Origin of the sequence: Pseudoalteromonas sp. S1612, assembly GCF_005887175.1 — a bacterium.
Classification (GTDB): Bacteria; Pseudomonadota; Gammaproteobacteria; order Enterobacterales; family Alteromonadaceae; genus Pseudoalteromonas; species Pseudoalteromonas undina.
Map to the genome: position 1 here is coordinate 95,907 of NZ_PNDH01000010.1, position 18,639 is coordinate 114,545.

Here is an 18,639-nt window from a genome sequence, read left to right on the forward strand (position 1 = left end):
TTTGCCAGCGCAGTATAACGTGATGCTTCATTTTATTTAAATCATTAAGTTTGAACAAAATAAAAGGGGTCGCCGGTAAAATTTAACCATTTACAAACTCCTTTTAAACAAATGGACAATATTAAACCATTGGCCTAACCACAGTATTACTCAATTTTACAACTCTTGCCACTGAGGAGGAAAAGTTCAACTGTATCAAAGATGCAATACACCTGTTTATAATCTTGTTGTGAATAAATGACAAGTTTATGAAAGAATTATTATTCTTATAGTTGATTTAGTTCTAATTATGGCTAAATTTACTGCGATTAAGTCGTTGTTATTGCCTATAAGGAGGGTATACTGAGTTACTAACTTATGTATCTTTTGAGGATAAAATAATGGATTACAGCACTTCTGATTTATGTGACCACTTTGCTGATGTGGTTGACGTGCTTGAACCTATGTTCATCAACTTTGGTGGTCGACACAGTTTTGGTGGCCGCATTAAAACGGTAAAATGTTTTGAAAACAATGAACTGATCCGCCAATTACTTTCTCAAGATGGTACTGATCAGATTTTACTTATTGATGGCGGCGGCTCAACTCGCAGAGCATTAATCGACATTGAGCTGGCTGAGCTGGCACTAGAAAACAATTGGCAAGGTATTATTGTATATGGTGCATTACGTCACGTTGATGAGCTTGAAGAACTTGATATAGGGATCCAAGCTATTGCATCAATTCCTGTTGCAGCAGACAGTGAAGGCGCGGGCGAAAGCGGTATAGGGGTTAATTTTGCTGGCGTATCATTTTTTGATGATGACTTTGTTTATGCCGACAGTACAGGTATTGTACTTTCTGCTGAAGAATTAGAGCTAGAAATAATAGAACTTTAGTGTGACTGTTCAGCTTAAAATATATAACGAAAGCACGGTAAAGGAAATTTGCTCTGACCGTGCTGGAGAGCTAAAAGCATGGCAGTCGATGGCATTACTCGATGCCCGCGACAATATCCAACAAGCGCTTGCTGATGCCGTACAATTTGGTATGCGCTTTGTCTTACTCGGCATATGTGAAGACATTGGACCGAGAGCCAACCTAGGAAAAGGCGGTGCACAGTATGCTTGGCCTGCTTTTTTACAACGGTTTTTAAACCAACCTCACAATAATGCCATCGCTATGCAAAAAGTGTTACTGCTTGGCGAAGTTAACCTCGACGATTTAATGCAACAAGCCCAAACGCTTGATAATCATAATCCAAACGACTTAGCTCAATTGCGTAAGCTGTGCGCTGAAGTAGATGAGCGAGTTGAAGCAATTTTAGACATGGTTTTTAAAACGGGCCTTGAACCTATTATTATTGGCGGCGGACACAATAACTGTTTGGGTATTATTCGCTCGCTTGCCAAACATAGCTACAGCGCAATTAACGCGATTAATTTAGATCCTCATGCCGACTTTCGTGAGTGTGAAGGTAGGCACAGTGGTAATGGGTTTCGCTACGCTTACCAAGAGCAGCTGCTCAAGAATTACCATGTTATTGGCTTACATGAGCTAAAAAACAATCAGCCTATTTTTGATGCTATGCAGAGCGCTAACTTTAGCTACACAAGCTATCAAACAATTAATGTGAAGCGCGAAATAAACTTAACAGAAGCAACCACCCATGCACTCCAAAGGTTTGATAACGCACCGCTAGGGGTAGAAGTTGATTTAGATAGCTTAACCAATATGCCTGCAAGTGCCTTTAATTACTGTGGTTTTGATGTCAGCGATGGTGAGCATTATGTTTACTTAGCTGCAAATGATCCGCGCAGTGCTTATTTACACTTATGCGAAGCAGCACCTTCACAACACCCTCATTCTATAACTGCAGGTAAATTACAGTGTGGCCAAGTGATCAGTGCTTTAGTTAATACCTATTTACAAACAAAACTAAGCATTTAAAACACACTTAAAGTTCTTGTGCTTCTAACCATTGCTTAAACCAACTCATTAATCCTAAACTGCTCAATGGGTGTCCAAAATAGTATCCCTGTGAAGCATAGGCTTTTAGACTTTTTACAAACTTTAGTTGATCGAGTGTTTCAACACCTTCAAAAATAACTTTCGTCTGTTGCTGGTTATGCATTTCAACCATGCCACCTACTAAACTACGTATATTATTTTGATTACTAAAGTCTGCAGTTAATGCAGGCGATACTTTAATATATTCCACCGCTAAACTAGGTAACTTAGAAAGTAATACAGGGTTATCACCTAAACCATCAACACACACTTTTAAACCTAAACTATTAAGCCTTGCAATCATGGCTCTGCCTTTATCATCTAAGCTAGTAAAAATATGTAGCGGACATTCTAAAATTAAATCACCAGGCCTGAGTTGATGCTCACCAATAACCCCATAAACAAAATCCACAAACTCTTCATTGAGCATTTCCGGGCCAAATAAATTAACACTTAAAGGCACCCTCATTCCTTCCATACGAAGTGCCATGGCAAGCTCTCCAGCACGTTCAATAACAAAGGTAGCGAGTGAGTAACCAAGCCCTGCAATTCTAATATCATTGATAAATCGACTCGCCGACAAAGTCCCTTGAGTTGGATGCTGCCAACGTAATAGCAATTCTAAAAATTCGATTTGGCCATCACTATTTCGAATCACAGGTTGAAAAAACAGTTCAAACTCATCAGCAAAACTGATATTCGCCAGCTCAGTTAATCGCGCTTGCTGCTCTAAGTGCTCAATCGTCATCTGCTGATGATAAGCCACTATTTGTTTATCAGGTCGGCTATCAAGTGCCAAGTAAGCATGACTAATTAACTCATCAAAGCTACTGCTTTGCTGCTCACAATGTACATAACTGGCTCTTACTTTTACTTCAATCGTACAATTAGCTACATTGAATGGCTTTAAAGTCGCGCCAATAATTTGCTTTATAAGCTGTTGATGTAAATGATTATGGCTTTGTAAATCACAAATAAATGCAAAGTTTAACCCACCCAAATGCGCTAACTTAGCCTGCTCGTCAAGATAAAACACTTCATCACTATTTAATAAGTCTTTTATTCTATTTGCCGACTGAGACAAGAGTAAATCACCAAAATCTCGGCCAATGTGTTGATTAACCTGCGCAAAGCCCTCCAATCTTAAAACAATAAGTGCAGCTCTGAATGAATCTTCATTAATAAGCTCATTATATTTTTGACGTAACTGTTGTTTATCAGGGAAGCTAGTTAAAGGTGAGTTTTCAACATACACCTCAGGGTCGGTTTGCGGCTTTAAGGGTGGAGCAATCTGAGGTGCATTATCCATTGAAAAGCTACTGCTACTGAGCAGTAAAATTGGAATAAGTAACCAAGCTAAATGTAGCGTAAAAAAGAGGTAACCAATAAATAATAAAGCAAGTAACCCTGTTGCACAGGCACTAACAAGTAATGGGAGTTTTTGCTTTAGTAAATTCGCTTGATATAAATGAAAACCAAACCCCAGAGCCAATAACACAACAAACCAAGGAATGGCAGTACTAACCATAGCTAAACCAATCAGCCCGGTGCATAAAAGGATGAGTCTTATTACGTTACTTTTAACGGTTAACAATACAGCAACCATTGCCATTAAAAGCGCACCACTTAAAAATATAGCTAAATTACTGTAGCTCAATAACGTTCCATCCATAGCTTAGGTACTCACTGACATTAAATAAAACATGGGTTTAAGAGTTAAGTCTTATAATTAGCTAAGTTTACCCAATATCCATAAATTTAACAGTTTATTTACTCCAAACTGATAACTTAATTGTGCAGGATGCTCAATTTGCCAATGTGCTATATCAGCGCGAGCACCTACTTTTAATACGCCTCTATCAGTAAAACCAAGAGCCTGAGCTCCGTGTGCAGTGACTCCCATTAATGCTTGCTCTGGAGTAAAATTAAATAATGTACAAGCCATATTCATCATTAATTGCAAAGAACATAACGGTGATGTGCCGGGGTTAAAATCACTGGCAATTGCGATGGGAACCTTGTATTTATTTAACAGTTCAATCGGAGGGTATTTCGTTTCTTTTAAAAAATAAAAAGCACCGGGCAGTAATACCGCCACAGTACCTGCATTTGCCATAGCTTTAACACCGGCTTCATCAAGATATTCCAAATGATCGGCCGACAAACCATTGTATTGCGCCACCAGCGCAGCACCTTGTTGATTGGATAACTGCTCAGCATGACACTTAATTGCTAACCCCAGCTTTTTAGCCGCATCAAATACTCGCTGCGTTTGCGCATAACTAAAGCCAATATCCTCGCAAAACACGTCAACCGCATCGACTAAATCATGTTCAACAAGGGTGTTGAGCATTTCATTACACACTAAACTTATATAATCATCACTGCGATTTTTAAACTCTAAAGGTAATGCATGCGCCCCTAAAAAGGTATTAATGACTTCAATAGGATGATGTTGATTTAAAAGCCTAGCAACTTCTAATATTTTTTTCTCATTTTCTATATCAAGCCCATACCCTGACTTAATTTCTACCGTAGTGACACCTTCAGCTAGCAGTGCATTTAAACGATCTTTTGCTGCTACAAATAATTGTTCGTGGTCAGCCTCTCGGGTTGCTTTAACTGTACTTGCAATCCCACCCCCTTGCGCGGCAATTTGCTGATAACTTACCCCCTGTAAACGCTGCTCAAACTCCTGTGCACGAGAACCGGCAAACACTAAGTGAGTATGGCAATCCACTAAACCCGGAGTTAACCACTGTCCTTTGATACTTACTACCGGAGTGGCTAATACATCAAAGTCAGGCAACTCAGTTTGCTTACCTAACCATGCTATTTTGCCATTTTTAATTGCTAAAGCCGCATTTTCTATCGCTCCATAAGGCGCATCAATGTTGCTATCCATAGTGGCAATATTGGCATCGGTGAGTAATAAATCGATATCATTTAACTGTTCTGTGGATTCTGTAGCTTGCATAAGTCTCTCCGCGATAGTGTTCAAACGAGTTTAAAAACACATCTTGTATATACAAGATGATTATGCCATCTTACTAGGTATTGTTTATTTTTAATATACTAAAAATATTTATGCCAGCACCTAAGTTTACGCAAATAAAACAATTTATTGTGGACAAAATACGCAGTGGGCTTTGGCTTGAAAACCAACGTGTCCCTTCAGAAAATGAACTAGCAAAACAATTTACAGTAAGCAGAATGACCGCACGTCGGGCACTTAGCGAACTCACTGATGCGGGCATTTTAACCCGTAGCCAAGGCCTAGGAACGTTTGTAGCAAGCTTCAAGTCTCAGTCGTCATTACTTGAAATAAAAAACATCGCCAATGAAGTAAAAGAGCGAAACGGAAACTACAGCTGCACAGTGCAAGTATTAGAATCGATTAATGCCGTCGCGCCAATTGCAATTGCTTTGGGTGTAGAGGTAGATAGCGTGGTGTATCGCAGTGTCATTATTCATAATGAAAACGACAGTCCCTTGCAAGTAGAGGAGCGCTTTGTAAATCCACCCCTTGCAAAAGATTATTTACAACAAGATTTTACCGCACTTACCCCGCACGAATATCTCTCAACAGTTGCCCCTTTAACGCAAGCGAGGCATACGGTAGAGGCTATTACGCCAAACAGTGAAATGTGCCAATGGCTTAATTTATATAATGAAGAGCCCTGTTTACAAGTAATACGCCGCACATGGTCGGTAAACGGAATTGTTAGTTTTGCACGGCTTATATCGCCGGGCAGTAAGTATCGCTTGGGCGGACAATTAACATTTAAAAATAATAATAAAGCGCATAACACTTAAATTTAACAGGAGTGAACAATGGATCATCGACTGGACACACAACGCACAATTCGCGCGCAGCATGGTAATCAAATATCTACAAAAAGCTGGCAAACCGAAGCAGCTAAACGCATGCTAATGAATAATTTAGACCCTGATGTTGCCGAGCACCCGCAAGCTTTGGTGGTGTATGGCGGGATTGGCCGTGCTGCCCGTGACTGGCCAAGCTACGACAAAATAATTGAGACGCTTGAGCGCCTTGACGATGACGAAACCCTATTAGTGCAATCAGGTAAACCGGTGGGGGTATTTAAAACTCATAGCAATGCACCGCGGGTATTAATTGCAAATTCTAACCTTGTTCCGCACTGGGCTAACTGGGAACATTTTAACGAGTTAGATAAAAAAGGCTTGATGATGTACGGCCAAATGACCGCTGGCTCTTGGATTTATATCGGTTCTCAAGGGATTGTTCAAGGCACTTACGAAACCTTTGTAGCTATGGCAAAACAACATTTTTCAGGCGATGCCAAAGGTAAGTGGGTGTTAACAGGTGGCCTGGGAGGAATGGGCGGTGCACAACCATTAGCTGCAACCATGGCAGGCTTTAGTGCCTTAGTGGTGGAATGTGATGAAAGCCGTATCGATTTTCGAATAAAAACAGGGTACGTCGACGTAAAAGCCACAGATCTTGAGCATGCATTAAAATTAATAACCGATGCCTGTGTCAAAGGTGAAGCGCTTTCTGTGGGTTTACTTGGTAACGCGGCTGATGTTTTTAGTACCTTAGTAAAAAGTGGTATTACTCCCGATATAGTCACCGATCAAACCTCAGCCCATGATCCGCTTAACGGCTATCTACCACAAGGTTGGAGTATGGAGCATGCAGCAAAAATGCGAATCGATAATCCACAAGCAGTGGTGAAAGCGGCCAAACAGTCAATGGCAGTTCAAGTAACAGCGATGTTGGCACTACAAGATGCAGGCGCAGCAACTACCGACTATGGCAACAATATTCGTCAGATGGCGCTCGAAGAAGGCGTAGCAAATGCATTTGATTTCCCTGGGTTTGTACCTGCTTATATTCGTCCATTATTTTGTGAAGGTATTGGCCCATTTAGATGGGTAGCACTCTCAGGCGATCCCGAAGATATTTATAAAACAGACGCAAAAGTAAAAGAGCTAATTCCTGATGATAAGCATTTGCATAACTGGCTTGATATGGCACGTGAGCGAATTCAATTTCAAGGCTTACCTGCACGTATTTGTTGGGTTGGCTTAAAAGACCGAGCGCGTCTAGCGGTTGCCTTTAATGAAATGGTTAAAAACGGTGAGCTTAAAGCACCGGTAGTTATTGGCCGCGATCATCTTGACTCAGGCTCAGTAGCTAGTCCTAATCGTGAAACAGAGAGCATGCAAGATGGCTCCGATGCTGTCTCTGATTGGCCTTTATTAAATGCCCTGCTCAATACCGCAGGCGGTGCTACTTGGGTATCGCTTCATCATGGCGGTGGTGTAGGTATGGGCTTTAGCCAGCATTCAGGTGTGGTTATTGTTGCCGATGGTACCGATGAAGCAGAGCAACGCCTTGCAAGAGTGCTTTGGAATGATCCTGCTACCGGTGTGATGCGCCATGCCGATGCCGGTTATGACATTGCAAAAAATTGTGCACAACAACAAAACCTAGACCTACCTATGCTTAACAAGGATAAGTCATGATTTCATACACACTTACACCGGGTCAGCTTGAATTACATACCTTAAGAAAAATTAATCAATCGGCCGTAGATTTAACTTTGGCAACTGAGGCCGCTACACAAATAGCAGCCAGTGCCCAGACCGTTCAAGACGTAATAAACGAGCAGCGTACTGTATATGGTATTAATACCGGCTTTGGTTTATTAGCCAATACAAAAATAGCGAATGATGAGCTAGAACTATTACAACGCAGTATTGTGCTTTCACACGCTGCGGGCATTGGCGAGTTAATGGATGACAGCACGGTCAGATTAATGATCACCCTAAAAGTAAATTCTTTATCACGGGGTTATTCTGGTATTCGTCTAGCAGTCATTGAGTTTTTTATACAGCTACTTAAAAATGAAGTCTACCCATGCGTGCCTAAAAAAGGCTCAGTGGGCGCATCGGGCGATTTAGCCCCCCTTGCTCATATGTGCCTGCCTTTATTAGGTGAAGGGAAAATGCGCTATCAAGGAGAGCTAATAAGCGCAGAACAGGGGTTAAAAATTGCAGGGCTTGAGCCACTGATATTAGCTGCGAAAGAAGGCTTAGCACTACTAAATGGCACACAGGCCTCTACTGCATTCGCACTGCAGGGCTTATTTAGAGCAGAAGATTTGTACGCACAAAGCTGTGTTATTGGCTCTATAAGTATTGAGGCCGCCATGGGCAGTCGCGCACCATTTGATGCTCGTATTCATGAGGTTCGTGGTCAAAAAGGGCAAATTGATACCGCGCACGTATTTAGAGAGCTATTAAGCACCCACTCACAAATTAGTGACTCACATATTAACTGTGAAAAAGTACAAGACCCATATTGCCTACGTTGCCAACCTCAAGTACTTGGTGCATGTTTAACCCAAATACGTCAAGCCGCCGAGGTACTACTGTGTGAGTCAAACGGGGTAACCGATAACCCACTCGTTTTTGCCGATGTGGGAGATATTATTTCAGGCGGAAACTTTCATGCTGAGCCCGTTGCTATGGCCGCTGATAACCTTGCGATTGCCATTGCCGAAATTGGCGCCTTAGCTGAGCGACGTATTGCCCTACTGATTGACTCTAATTTATCAAAATTGCCGCCATTTTTAGTTGAAAACGGTGGGGTAAATTCAGGGTTTATGATTGCTCAAGTAACCGCAGCTGCGCTCGCTTCTGAGAACAAGTCACTAGCACACCCAGCTTCGGTAGACAGCTTACCGACCTCAGCTAATCAAGAAGACCATGTCTCTATGGCAACTTTTGCTGCTAGGCGCTTAGTTGATATGGCTAATAATACGCAAGGCGTGTTAGCCGTTGAGTGGCTAAGTGCTTCTCAAGGGCTAGAGTTTAGAAAGCCGCTACATGCGTGTGAACAGGTGGAGCATGCTAAGGCGCTGCTACGCCAGCATGTTAGCTATTACGACAAAGACCGCTACTTTGCCCCCGATATTGAAGCGGCCAACAGACTACTAAGTGAAGGTAAGTTGTGCGACTTTATAAAAAATTCGCCCTTACCTTCTTGTTAAATACCATACTGATAACTAAAACCCAGCGCTTCTATCGCTGAGCCAATAACTTTGCGCTCAGCGACTTCATCACTACTAAAACTGGGCATTTGTGTGCCATACAGCTCACACTTTTGTGCATAATAATCTGCTTTGCTCGGGTGCGCAGGGTTAACTACATTATAAATGCTTTGCCCTTGTGACCAATTGTTAAGTACCGCATAAATGGCATTGATCACATCTTGTTGATGCACCATGTTCACCACTTGCTGACTAGAGGTGTTGAGCTCCTTACCTGCCACAAAACGACCCGGCTCTCTGTTTGGCCCCAACAATCCGGCTAATCTTAGAACTTTACCTTGCTGTTCAAGTACTTGCTCTTCAGCATCATAGAGCTTTATTTGTCGCTCGTTAGTGCCAGATATATCGCTACTTTCACTATAAACTCCAGGCTCTTGATCATACACCCCAGTCGATGAGCACAATAAAAAACCTTTGCAATTAAGTTCAGTTGCCAGCTTTAACCCCTGCTCCAGCACTTGAGAATAATCACTTTCGCTGTCACGACTGCGCGGAGGTATAGCACACACCCAGTACGCGTTTTGTAAATCCACTTGGTGCTGCAGCTCGCCGTTTTGTAGAACAAACTGACGCTCAAAATCAAATTGATGAGTGTCACTACGATGAGTTCCTTGCACTTGCCAACCTTGTTTTTGTGCATCAATACATAAGGCTTGGCCAAGCCAACCAGCGCCAAGGACTACTAAGTTATCTTTGTTGGTTTGCACTTTATTACCCTTTTATTAAACTCAATCAACGTGTTATATAGCAATAAAAAAGATGACTAACTCTATGCTACTAAAAATAATATTAGCAAACGCTGGTTACAGAAGATATTAACATACACCTTTTTTACGATTAACAACCTCTTTAATGATAAAGCTTCCGTGCATACACATCTGTCGATAAACCGCATGACTTAAGTGACCTACCGAGATTAATTAATAAAATTATTGCTCAATTTAAGGATTAAAAAACGATAGCGACAAACAAGGCATTTAAGGGTGAAATTTAAGCGCTTTGCTCTTGTTTTTAATTTATTCAACACCATATCTTTAAAGCATTTCTAATCAACTTTAGCTACATAATGCTATTTTTATGAGCGAGATCTCATTTTTCTGTTTTAAATGAAGATCTTTTTATTGAGGTAGTTTGATGTTTAGCAGAGTCTGGTATAGTAGCGCAGGTAATAAACAGTGCTTTTTAAGCAGCTTAATACAAAATTGCTAATTAATGTGTCCTAAAGGTTAATTCAAAGAATACATTAATTATCAATTGTAAAAAATGGGTTAGCCGATGCACGGCTAGCAAAAAAACACATTGTAACGGTTTTATCATGATATCTAATTTATTTACCAAGATTTTTGGTAGTCGCAATGACCGCACTATTAAAAACCTAAGAAAGACGGTCGCACTGATCAATGCACTTGAAACGCAACTAGAAGCGCTTTCAGATGAAGATTTAAAAGCTAAAACAGCTGAGTTTAGAGAACGTTACGATAACGGACAAAGCCTAAGCGATATTCTACCAGAAGCATTTGCAGTGGTGCGTGAAGCATCAAAGCGTGTAAACGGTATGCGTCATTTCGACGTGCAGTTATTAGGTGGTATGGTTTTACACCAAGGTCGTATTGCAGAAATGCGTACCGGTGAAGGTAAAACACTCACAGCGACACTGCCGGCTTATTTAAATGGTTTAACAGGTAAAGGTGTTCATGTCATTACCGTAAATGACTACTTGGCTAAGCGTGATGCTGAAACCAACCGTCCACTATTTGAGTTTTTAGGCTTAACCATTGGTTGTAATGTTCCGGGCATGATGCCACAACAGAAAAAACAAGCTTATGCAGCTGACATCACTTACGGTACCAATAACGAGTTTGGTTTTGACTACCTACGTGACAACATGGCATTTAGCATTGAAGAGCGCGTTCAACGCCCATTATTTTATGCCGTAGTGGATGAAGTGGATTCAATCCTAATTGATGAAGCGCGAACGCCGCTTATTATTTCAGGCCCAGCTGAAGACAGCTCAGAGCTTTACACTGAAATAAATACCATTGTTCCTTTACTTGAACTACAAGAAAAAGAAGATGAGGAAGGGATTGAAGGTGATGGCGATTTCACTATCGATGAAAAATCTAAGCAAGTTCACCTAACTGAGCGTGGGCAAATAAAAGTTGAAGAGCTACTTACAGAGCGCGGCTTAATTGAAGAAGGTGATTCACTGTACTCAGCAGCGAGCATCACGCTACTCAGTCACGTTTATGCAGCTCTTCGTGCGCACAAGCTTTACCAAAAAGATGTTGACTACGTTATTAAAGAAAACGAAGTTATCATTATTGATGAGCACACAGGTCGCTCTATGGAAGGACGCCGTTGGTCAGAAGGTTTACACCAAGCTGTAGAAGCAAAAGAAGGTGTGAAAATTCAAAACGAGAACCAAACGTTAGCTTCTATTACGTTCCAAAATTACTTCCGCTTGTACGAAACGCTAGCAGGTATGACAGGCACAGCCGACACAGAAGCGTTTGAGTTTCAGTCTATCTACGGTTTAGACACAGTTGTTATGCCAACCAATAAGCCAATGATCCGTGATGATCGCGCAGATTTGGTGTACCTAACGCAAGAAGAAAAGTACGAAGCCATTTTAGCAGACATTAAAGACTGTCAAGAACGTGGTCAGCCAGTACTTGTAGGTACTATCTCAATTGAAAGCTCTGAGTACTTGTCGCAGTTTTTACGCAAAGAAAAAATTAAGCACAACGTACTTAATGCTAAATTCCACGCACAAGAAGCAGACATTGTTTCTGATGCGGGCTTACCAGGCACAGTCACCATTGCCACCAACATGGCCGGTCGTGGTACCGATATTGTACTTGGTGGTAATTGGAACAGCGAAGTTGAAAAACTTGAGAACCCAACTGACGAACAAATTGCTGAAATAAAAGCAGCATGGAAGATTCGCCATGATGCGGTAATTGATGCTGGCGGCTTACACATTATTGGTACTGAGCGTCATGAATCACGTCGTATTGATAACCAATTACGTGGTCGTTCTGGCCGTCAAGGTGATGCCGGTTCAAGCCGTTTCTACCTATCGATGGACGATGCGTTAATGCGTATTTTTGCTGGTGAGCGCATGACTAATATGATGCGTAAACTAGGTATGCAACGCGGCGAAGCGATTGAACATCCATGGGTTAACCGCGCAATCGAAAACGCTCAGCGTAAAGTAGAAGCACGTAACTTTGATGTGCGTAAACAGCTACTTGAGTACGATGATGTAGCAAACGACCAACGTCGTGTTGTTTACTCTCAACGTAATGAATTGCTTGAAGAAGGTGATATTTCAGAAACGATTACTGCTATCCGTGGTGATGTGCTCGCTGGTGTGATTGATCAATACATTGCTCCACAAAGCTTGGCTGAAATGTGGGATATACCAGGACTTGAAGAACGCTTAAAACAAGACTTCTTAATTGAGTTACCAATTACTCAGTGGTTAGCTGATGACAATAAACTGTACGAAGAAAAACTGCGTGAGCGTATTGAAGAAGCGGTTGAACAAGCTTACAAGCAAAAAGAAGAAATGGTTGGCGATTCTGTACTACGTCAGTTTGAAAAAGCCATTATGCTTCAAAGTCTTGACCAACATTGGAAAGACCATCTTGCTGCAATGGATCACTTACGCCAAGGTATTCACTTACGTGGTTATGCACAAAAGAATCCTAAGCAAGAATACAAACGTGAGTCGTTTGAACTGTTCTCTGAAATGCTAGAAAACTTAAAAGTCGATGTCGTCGGTATTTTAAGTAAAGTGCAAGTTCGCGCTGAAGAAGATGTTGAAAAAGTAGAAGAGCAACACCGTAAAAGTGAAAATGCCCCTCGCGAATATCAACATGAAGAAGCAGAGCACGTAGGTGGTGAAGCACCACAAAGCGCTCAGGTTATGGCGCGTAGCGAGCCAAAAGTGGGTCGTAACGATCCATGTCCATGTGGTTCAGGTCAAAAATACAAACAATGTTGTGGTAAATTAAAATAACACCACTTTGTTAAGTTAGATAAAAAGCGACGCTTGCGTCGCTTTTTTTATGCTATTTAAGGGAGAGATAATGACTAAAGTAATCATCAATGTTGCTGTGGGTGTAATTAAAAAAAACAACAATGTGTTTATTTGTAAACGTGCAGATGAACAGCACCAAGGCGGCTTATGGGAATTTCCAGGCGGAAAAGTTGAAGCCGGAGAAAGTGTTTTTCAAGCACTGAAGCGCGAATTATTTGAAGAAGTAGGACTGACTATTCATAGCTCAAGCGAACTTGTCACTATAGAGCACGACTATGGCGATAAATGCGTACGACTTAATGTACACGTGGTCAGTAACTTTAATGGTCAAGCTCATGGCGCAGAAGGGCAACCAAGCGAATGGGTAAGTATTGACGAACTTGATAACTATGATTTTCCTGCAGCCAATGTCGAGATTATCAGCGCCATAAAAACAAAATATAGCTAGTAAAAGTAACTAAAAAGCCAGTGAGCATGATGCTCACTGGCTTTTTATTTTGTGATTAATGGCTCTAACCGCTTAAGCTAATTTTAGCTCAAATTACCAAATTTTTACGCGATCTTCAGGCTTGATATACATTTTATCGCCCTCTTTAACATCAAACGCTTGGTAAAATTCTGGCATGTTCGACAAAATACCAATTACGCGATAATGACTCGGTGAATGTGAATCGGTCATTAAACGATTACGTAGCGCCTCATCACGGTATTTACGACGCCAAATTTGCGACCAGCCCATAAAGAAGCGTTGGTCGCCCGTATAGCCTTCAATAATGGGCGCTTTCGAATCACCCAGCGATAGCTGATACGCTTTATAAGCGACGGTTAAGCCGCCTAAATCACCAATGTTTTCACCCAGTGTCAGCTCACCATTAACGCTGGCATCTTCAAACGGTTTATATTGATTATACTGTGCAACTAAGGCAGCACTTCGCTGTTCAAACTGCTTAAGGTCTGACTCGCTCCACCAATTACGTAAATTGCCATCACCGTCGTATTTTGCACCTTGGTCATCAAAGCCATGGCCTAACTCATGGCCAATAACCGCACCAATAGCACCATAGTTAACCGCATCATCTGCTTCTAAATTAAAGAAAGGAGGTTGTAGAATCGCCGCAGGGAATACTATTTCGTTATTCACTGGGTTGTAGTAAGCATTCACTGTTTGTGGCGTCATATGCCACTCAGAGCGATCAACTGGCTTACCTAATTTAGCAATCATATCTGCATAAGCCCATTCACTGTAGCGAATATAGTTACCTACCAGTTCATCAGGGTTAATCGCTAAATCTGAGTAATCTTTCCATTTATCTGGGTAACCAATTTTAGGGGTAAACTTATTGAGTTTTTCTTGCGCCGCCACTTTTGTTTCAGGGCTCATCCACTCAAGGTTTTCAATTGCCACTGAATAGCCTTTAATCACATTATCAACTAACTCTTCCATACGTGCTTTTGCTTCTGGCGGGAAGTTTTCTTTAACGTAGACTTTACCTAAAATTTCACCCAGTACACTGTTTGATGCATCAACGGCTTGCTTCCAAAGTGGTGCTTGCTCTTCAACACCACGCAACGTGGTGCTGTAAAAATTAAACTTCAAATCCACTAAATCTTTATTAAGTAGCTGCGCGTAATTACTAACAAAATGGAATTTTAAATAGTTTTGCCAAACAGCTAAGTCAGTATTGTTGAAAATCTCTGCAAATTTTTCAAAGTAACTTGGTTGGCGCACAATTAACTCTTGAGCATCAACGCCAACTGCTTCGAAATAGGCATTTAAATCAAACTCACCCATTAGCGAGTTAGCTTCAGCTACCGTCATTTTATTGTATGACTTAGTTGCATCACGGCTTTGCACTCGGCTCCACTGTGCATCAGCAAGTGTCGTTTCAAGTGCTAATATCGCTTTGGCTGCATCAGCGGCATTATTAACGCCAGCTTTAGCTAAAATATCGGTGATATACGTTTGATAAGCCGCGCGAATTTTTGTGAATTTTTCATCATCTTTTAAATAGTAGTCGCGGTCAGGTAAACCAAGTCCCGCTTGATAGGCATAAAGCGCATTTTCACTTGAGTTTTTAGCGTCATTATTAACATACCAGCCAAAAGGAAGATCGCCACCTTTAACTTGTAGCTGTGCCATCAGTGTGACCAACGCGGCTTTATCTTTCACTGTATCAATGCTTTTAATAGCTGGCTCAAGTGGCAAAATACCTAACTCTTCACGAGCATTTTCAGCCATATAGCTAGAATAAAATGCACCAATCTTATATTCATCTGAACCTGGTTTTGCACTACTATTAGCACTGGCGTTTTCAAGCACTGTTTTCATTGCTTTTTGCGATTCATCATATAACTGTGAGAACGACCCATAGTTAGACTTGTCACCTGGAATCTCAGTTTTTGCTAACCATTGACCATTAACATGGTAATAAAAATCATCCTGTGCACGAACACTTTTATCCATATTTTGTAAATCAACACCTAGCGCACCAGGAGCCGCCACCGGTGCAGTTACTGTGGTTGATTCTGCTTTCATTTGTTGTGGCTTTTCGCCGCAGCCAACCAAACCTAACGCCAATGCAATACTGGCGGCAGTCATTGTTATTTTTTTCATAAGAATTCCGTATATTAATTAGAATAAATACGCATTTCATTAAGATTTGATAACTCAAAAAAAACAACAATAGGATGCAGTCTATTACCTGCTTAATGAAATACGCATCAGCTACAACCTAATTTAGGAAGCACTAGCTAAGCATAATAAACCTGATTTAAATAACAATAAAATCGAATATGTAACAAAGTATTTTGCGTTTGTTCAAAGCGTGAAAAAGAGCCTAGCATGAGGGCTAGCTAGGGCTTACTTTTGCCATGTAATGCTAAGCGCTGCAGCTTTTCTTTTAATGAAGGAGGGGCAGAATCGGCGATCGCATTCAAATAATCAGCCGTTTGCTCACTCATTTTAAGAGAGTTAGTCGCTTGGCTATCTGTCGCTTTAGGACGATTACTTAATCGTTGAGTTGCTTGTGGATTGGCGGTAATTTTTATTTGTCCAAGCTCTGCCATACCTGCGGCTCTAAAATGAGACTGCATATCCATTTTTAAATAATTAAGCCTAAGAGCAATAGGAGCTGAAACAGCTTCTATCATCAGTGTGCCGTCACGATAATTACTTACTCGACATTTATCGCCTAGCTTAGGCCCTAAAAAATCGCGTAACAGTTGTTGCTGTGTATCCAATGCTTGGCTTTTTCCCGCATAGGCTGCTAAACGGTTGTTTAGCCCGGCCATAATGTCGGTTAATGGTTTTGGCGCATATCTATCTTTAGCCATATCACACCTTAAAAACCTCAAAGGAAAGTTTGCTTAAATTAAGCTTAATTTAAGCAAACAAAGTGGGTGTATACCAATTCGCTGAATTAAGTATTATTGTGGATGGGTATTAAGCACCCGCAATTTGCATTTGCTCAATCAGCACTGAGCCCGTTTGAATACCACCACGTCGCTCTATATCGCCACCAATAGCTGAAATACCTTTAAACATATCTCTTAAGTTACCAGCAATAGTTATTTCACTTACTGGGTACTGTATTTCACCATTTTCAACCCAAAAACCAGCTGCACCACGAGAGTAGTCACCAGTCACGGTATTTACACCCTGCCCCATAAGTTCAGTGACTAACAAACCCGTGCCCATGGTTTTCAATAGTGTAGCTAAGTCCTGATGGGTTTGCTCAACCAACCAGTTATGAATACCACCGGCATGGCCTGTTGGCGTCATATTCATTTTACGCGCTGCGTAGCTCGCTAATAAATATGTTTGCAATTCACCACCGTGTATTATTTCTCTGTCTAGAGTTTTAACCCCTTCGCTATCAAAAGGTGATGATGCTAACCCTTTTAATAAGTGTGGGCGCTCTGAAATATTAACGGTTTTGCTGAACACTTGTGTACCTAAGCTATCCAGTAAAAAACTGGATTTACGATACAGTGCGCCACCGCCGATTGCAGACACTAAATGGCCAAACAATGAGTTAGCAATATCGGCTCTAAAAATAACCGGCACTTTCATGGTACCTAGTTTTTGACTGTTTAGTTTAGCTAGGGTTTCTGCAGCGGCTTCAAGCCCAACACTTGCAGCATCTTTTAGCCCTGCTTGATCGCGGGAAATTGTGTAGGCTGAGTCGCGCTGCATATGCTCGCCCTCTTTGCCTATTACCATAGTGCTTATGCTATGGCGTGTTCTTGGGTAGCCTGCAATTAAACCATGACTATTGCCATACACTCGCAGCCCTTGGTGTGAAGAAAAGCTAGCACCATCAGAATTCACAATTCGCTTATCCGCATTTAATGCGGCTTGCTCAGCAGCATGACATAAATCAATCCCTTGCTCAGGACTTACATCCCAAGGATGAAATAAATCTAAATCTTTAGGCGAAAACTCAAGTAATTCTTTATCAGCAATACCATTACACGGATCATCTGAGGTGAATTTAGCAATATCTATGGCTTTTTCGACCACAGTTCGCAATGTTTTTGGATTTAAATCAGCCGTAGAGGCGGAGCCTTTGTTATTACCAACATACACGCTAATGCCTAAACCACCGTCTTGATTAAACTCAATGGTTTCTACCTCGCCCATGCGCGTACTTACCGACAGCCCTGATGTGCTTGACATAGCAGCTTCTGCAGCAGTAGCGCCTAGCTTTTTAGCATGTTCGAGTACTTCAGAAACGGCATCTTTTACTTGAGAAATTTGCGAATATATTGGATCTTGGTGTTGGCTTTTCATAAATTCTGTCCTGAGCCCTGAAGGCCATGTTGCACACATTTTTTATATTTAAATGCTAACACACTCACTGCACCACATCAGCTAATATTAATCACTAAAAGAATCGCGTATAATAGATAAAGTTATTTTTACTTAAGAGCACCCCATGGCGAAGAAAAAAGGCAAGCCTGCTGAAATTGAAGAAGAAATTATATATGTATCAAAAAGTGAACTTAAGCGCGAAGCGCAGGAGTTTCATCAGTTAGGGTCTGAAATTGCCAAAATGGGTAAAAAGCAGCGCGAACGCTTACCGCTTAATGATGATTTAAAAGAAGCAATGGTTGTTGCCGATAAAATTAGTAATAAAAGTGATGCATACCGCCGCCACTTAAATTACATAGCAAAAACCCTTCGTACAGTAGAAAATATTGAAGAAATTAAAGCGATCATTGATGTAATGCTTAATAAAAATAACCAAGCAGAGGTTATGATCAAAAAGATTGAGCAGCTGCGCAGTGATTTAATTGAGCAAGGCGATGACTTAATCAACGAAACAATTGAACAATACCCAGCTCTTGAGCGCCAAAAAATGCGCCAACTGGTGCGTAATGCGGCCAAAGAAGTAAAAGCAGAAAAGCCTGCGAGAGGCTACAAAGAGCTATTTCAGTATTTAAAAGACGCCATAATGTAACGCAGCCACGTTACATACTAAAAAGGTGCTACGGCACCTT

Annotated in this window: 14 protein-coding genes; 8 read left to right on the top strand and 6 right to left on the bottom strand. The window is 41.2% G+C overall.

Going from position 1 to position 18,639, the window contains the following annotated elements:
• Positions 1-380 precede the first annotated feature (380 nt).
• Together rraA and CWB78_RS04960 are read left to right on the top strand one after the other, a co-directional pair.
• Entirely contained in the window at positions 381-878 is a 498-nt protein-coding gene (rraA, locus tag CWB78_RS04955) for a ribonuclease E activity regulator RraA (protein WP_138594463.1), read from the top strand.
• 1 nt (position 879) lies between these two features.
• Positions 880-1,929, top strand: a complete 1,050-nt coding sequence (locus CWB78_RS04960) for a formimidoylglutamase (protein WP_138594465.1) — start codon at positions 880-882, stop codon at positions 1,927-1,929.
• 7 nt (positions 1,930-1,936) lie between these two features.
• Here CWB78_RS04960 and CWB78_RS04965 read toward each other — a convergent pair whose 3' ends face one another.
• Both CWB78_RS04965 and hutI read right to left on the bottom strand, forming a co-directional pair.
• Entirely contained in the window at positions 1,937-3,661 is a 1,725-nt protein-coding gene (locus CWB78_RS04965) for a GGDEF domain-containing phosphodiesterase (protein ID WP_138594467.1), read from the bottom strand.
• A gap of 57 nt (positions 3,662-3,718) precedes the next feature.
• The gene (gene hutI / locus CWB78_RS04970) at positions 3,719-4,966 is read right to left on the bottom strand and encodes an imidazolonepropionase (protein ID WP_075169491.1); all 1,248 of its coding nucleotides are present in this window, start codon (positions 4,964-4,966) and stop codon (positions 3,719-3,721) included.
• 110 nt (positions 4,967-5,076) lie between these two features.
• On the opposite strand from hutI, the gene hutC reads away from it, so the two are divergent.
• The 3 genes from hutC to hutH are packed head-to-tail and all read left to right on the top strand — an operon-like array spanning position 5,077 to position 9,032.
• A complete protein-coding gene (gene hutC / locus CWB78_RS04975) occupies positions 5,077-5,805 on the top strand; it encodes a histidine utilization transcriptional repressor HutC (protein WP_010390397.1) in 729 nt (242 codons plus the stop codon).
• An 18-nt stretch (positions 5,806-5,823) separates the two neighbouring features.
• On the top strand, positions 5,824-7,503 hold the full coding sequence (gene hutU / locus CWB78_RS04980; RefSeq protein WP_138569781.1) for a urocanate hydratase: 1,680 nt from the start codon (positions 5,824-5,826) through the stop codon (positions 7,501-7,503).
• A complete protein-coding gene (gene hutH / locus CWB78_RS04985; protein ID WP_054202557.1) occupies positions 7,500-9,032 on the top strand; it encodes a histidine ammonia-lyase in 1,533 nt (510 codons plus the stop codon). Before hutU ends, hutH begins: the two co-directional genes overlap by 4 nt.
• On the opposite strand, the gene CWB78_RS04990 is transcribed toward hutH, so the two are convergent.
• Positions 9,029-9,799 (bottom strand): Rossmann-fold NAD(P)-binding domain-containing protein, encoded by a 771-nt coding sequence (locus CWB78_RS04990; protein WP_109875465.1) that lies wholly within the window; start codon positions 9,797-9,799, stop codon positions 9,029-9,031. The genes hutH and CWB78_RS04990 overlap by 4 nt on opposite strands.
• Before the next feature lie 608 nt (positions 9,800-10,407).
• Here CWB78_RS04990 and secA point away from each other — a divergent pair.
• Together secA and mutT are read left to right on the top strand one after the other, a co-directional pair.
• Entirely contained in the window at positions 10,408-13,116 is a 2,709-nt protein-coding gene (secA, locus tag CWB78_RS04995; RefSeq protein WP_138594469.1) for a preprotein translocase subunit SecA, read from the top strand.
• A 70-nt stretch (positions 13,117-13,186) separates the two neighbouring features.
• The gene (gene mutT, locus CWB78_RS05000) at positions 13,187-13,585 is read left to right on the top strand and encodes an 8-oxo-dGTP diphosphatase MutT (protein ID WP_016899312.1); all 399 of its coding nucleotides are present in this window, start codon (positions 13,187-13,189) and stop codon (positions 13,583-13,585) included.
• Positions 13,586-13,678: 93 nt separating this feature from the next.
• Here the strand turns inward: mutT and CWB78_RS05005 are convergent, their stop codons facing one another.
• The 3 genes from CWB78_RS05005 to pmbA form a co-directional block, all read right to left on the bottom strand.
• On the bottom strand, positions 13,679-15,751 hold the full coding sequence (locus tag CWB78_RS05005; protein WP_010390389.1) for a M13 family metallopeptidase: 2,073 nt from the start codon (positions 15,749-15,751) through the stop codon (positions 13,679-13,681).
• 239 nt (positions 15,752-15,990) lie between these two features.
• Positions 15,991-16,470: a DciA family protein gene (locus tag CWB78_RS05010; protein WP_054202561.1), complete on the bottom strand. Its 480-nt coding sequence runs from the start codon at positions 16,468-16,470 to the stop codon at positions 15,991-15,993.
• A 109-nt stretch (positions 16,471-16,579) separates the two neighbouring features.
• A complete protein-coding gene (gene pmbA / locus CWB78_RS05015) occupies positions 16,580-17,929 on the bottom strand; it encodes a metalloprotease PmbA (RefSeq protein WP_138594471.1) in 1,350 nt (449 codons plus the stop codon).
• Between the two features lie 145 nt (positions 17,930-18,074).
• Here pmbA and yjgA point away from each other — a divergent pair, with 145 nt between their 5' ends.
• Positions 18,075-18,599 (top strand): ribosome biogenesis factor YjgA, encoded by a 525-nt coding sequence (gene yjgA, locus CWB78_RS05020; protein WP_010390384.1) that lies wholly within the window; start codon positions 18,075-18,077, stop codon positions 18,597-18,599.
• Positions 18,600-18,639: the final 40 nt, after the last annotated feature.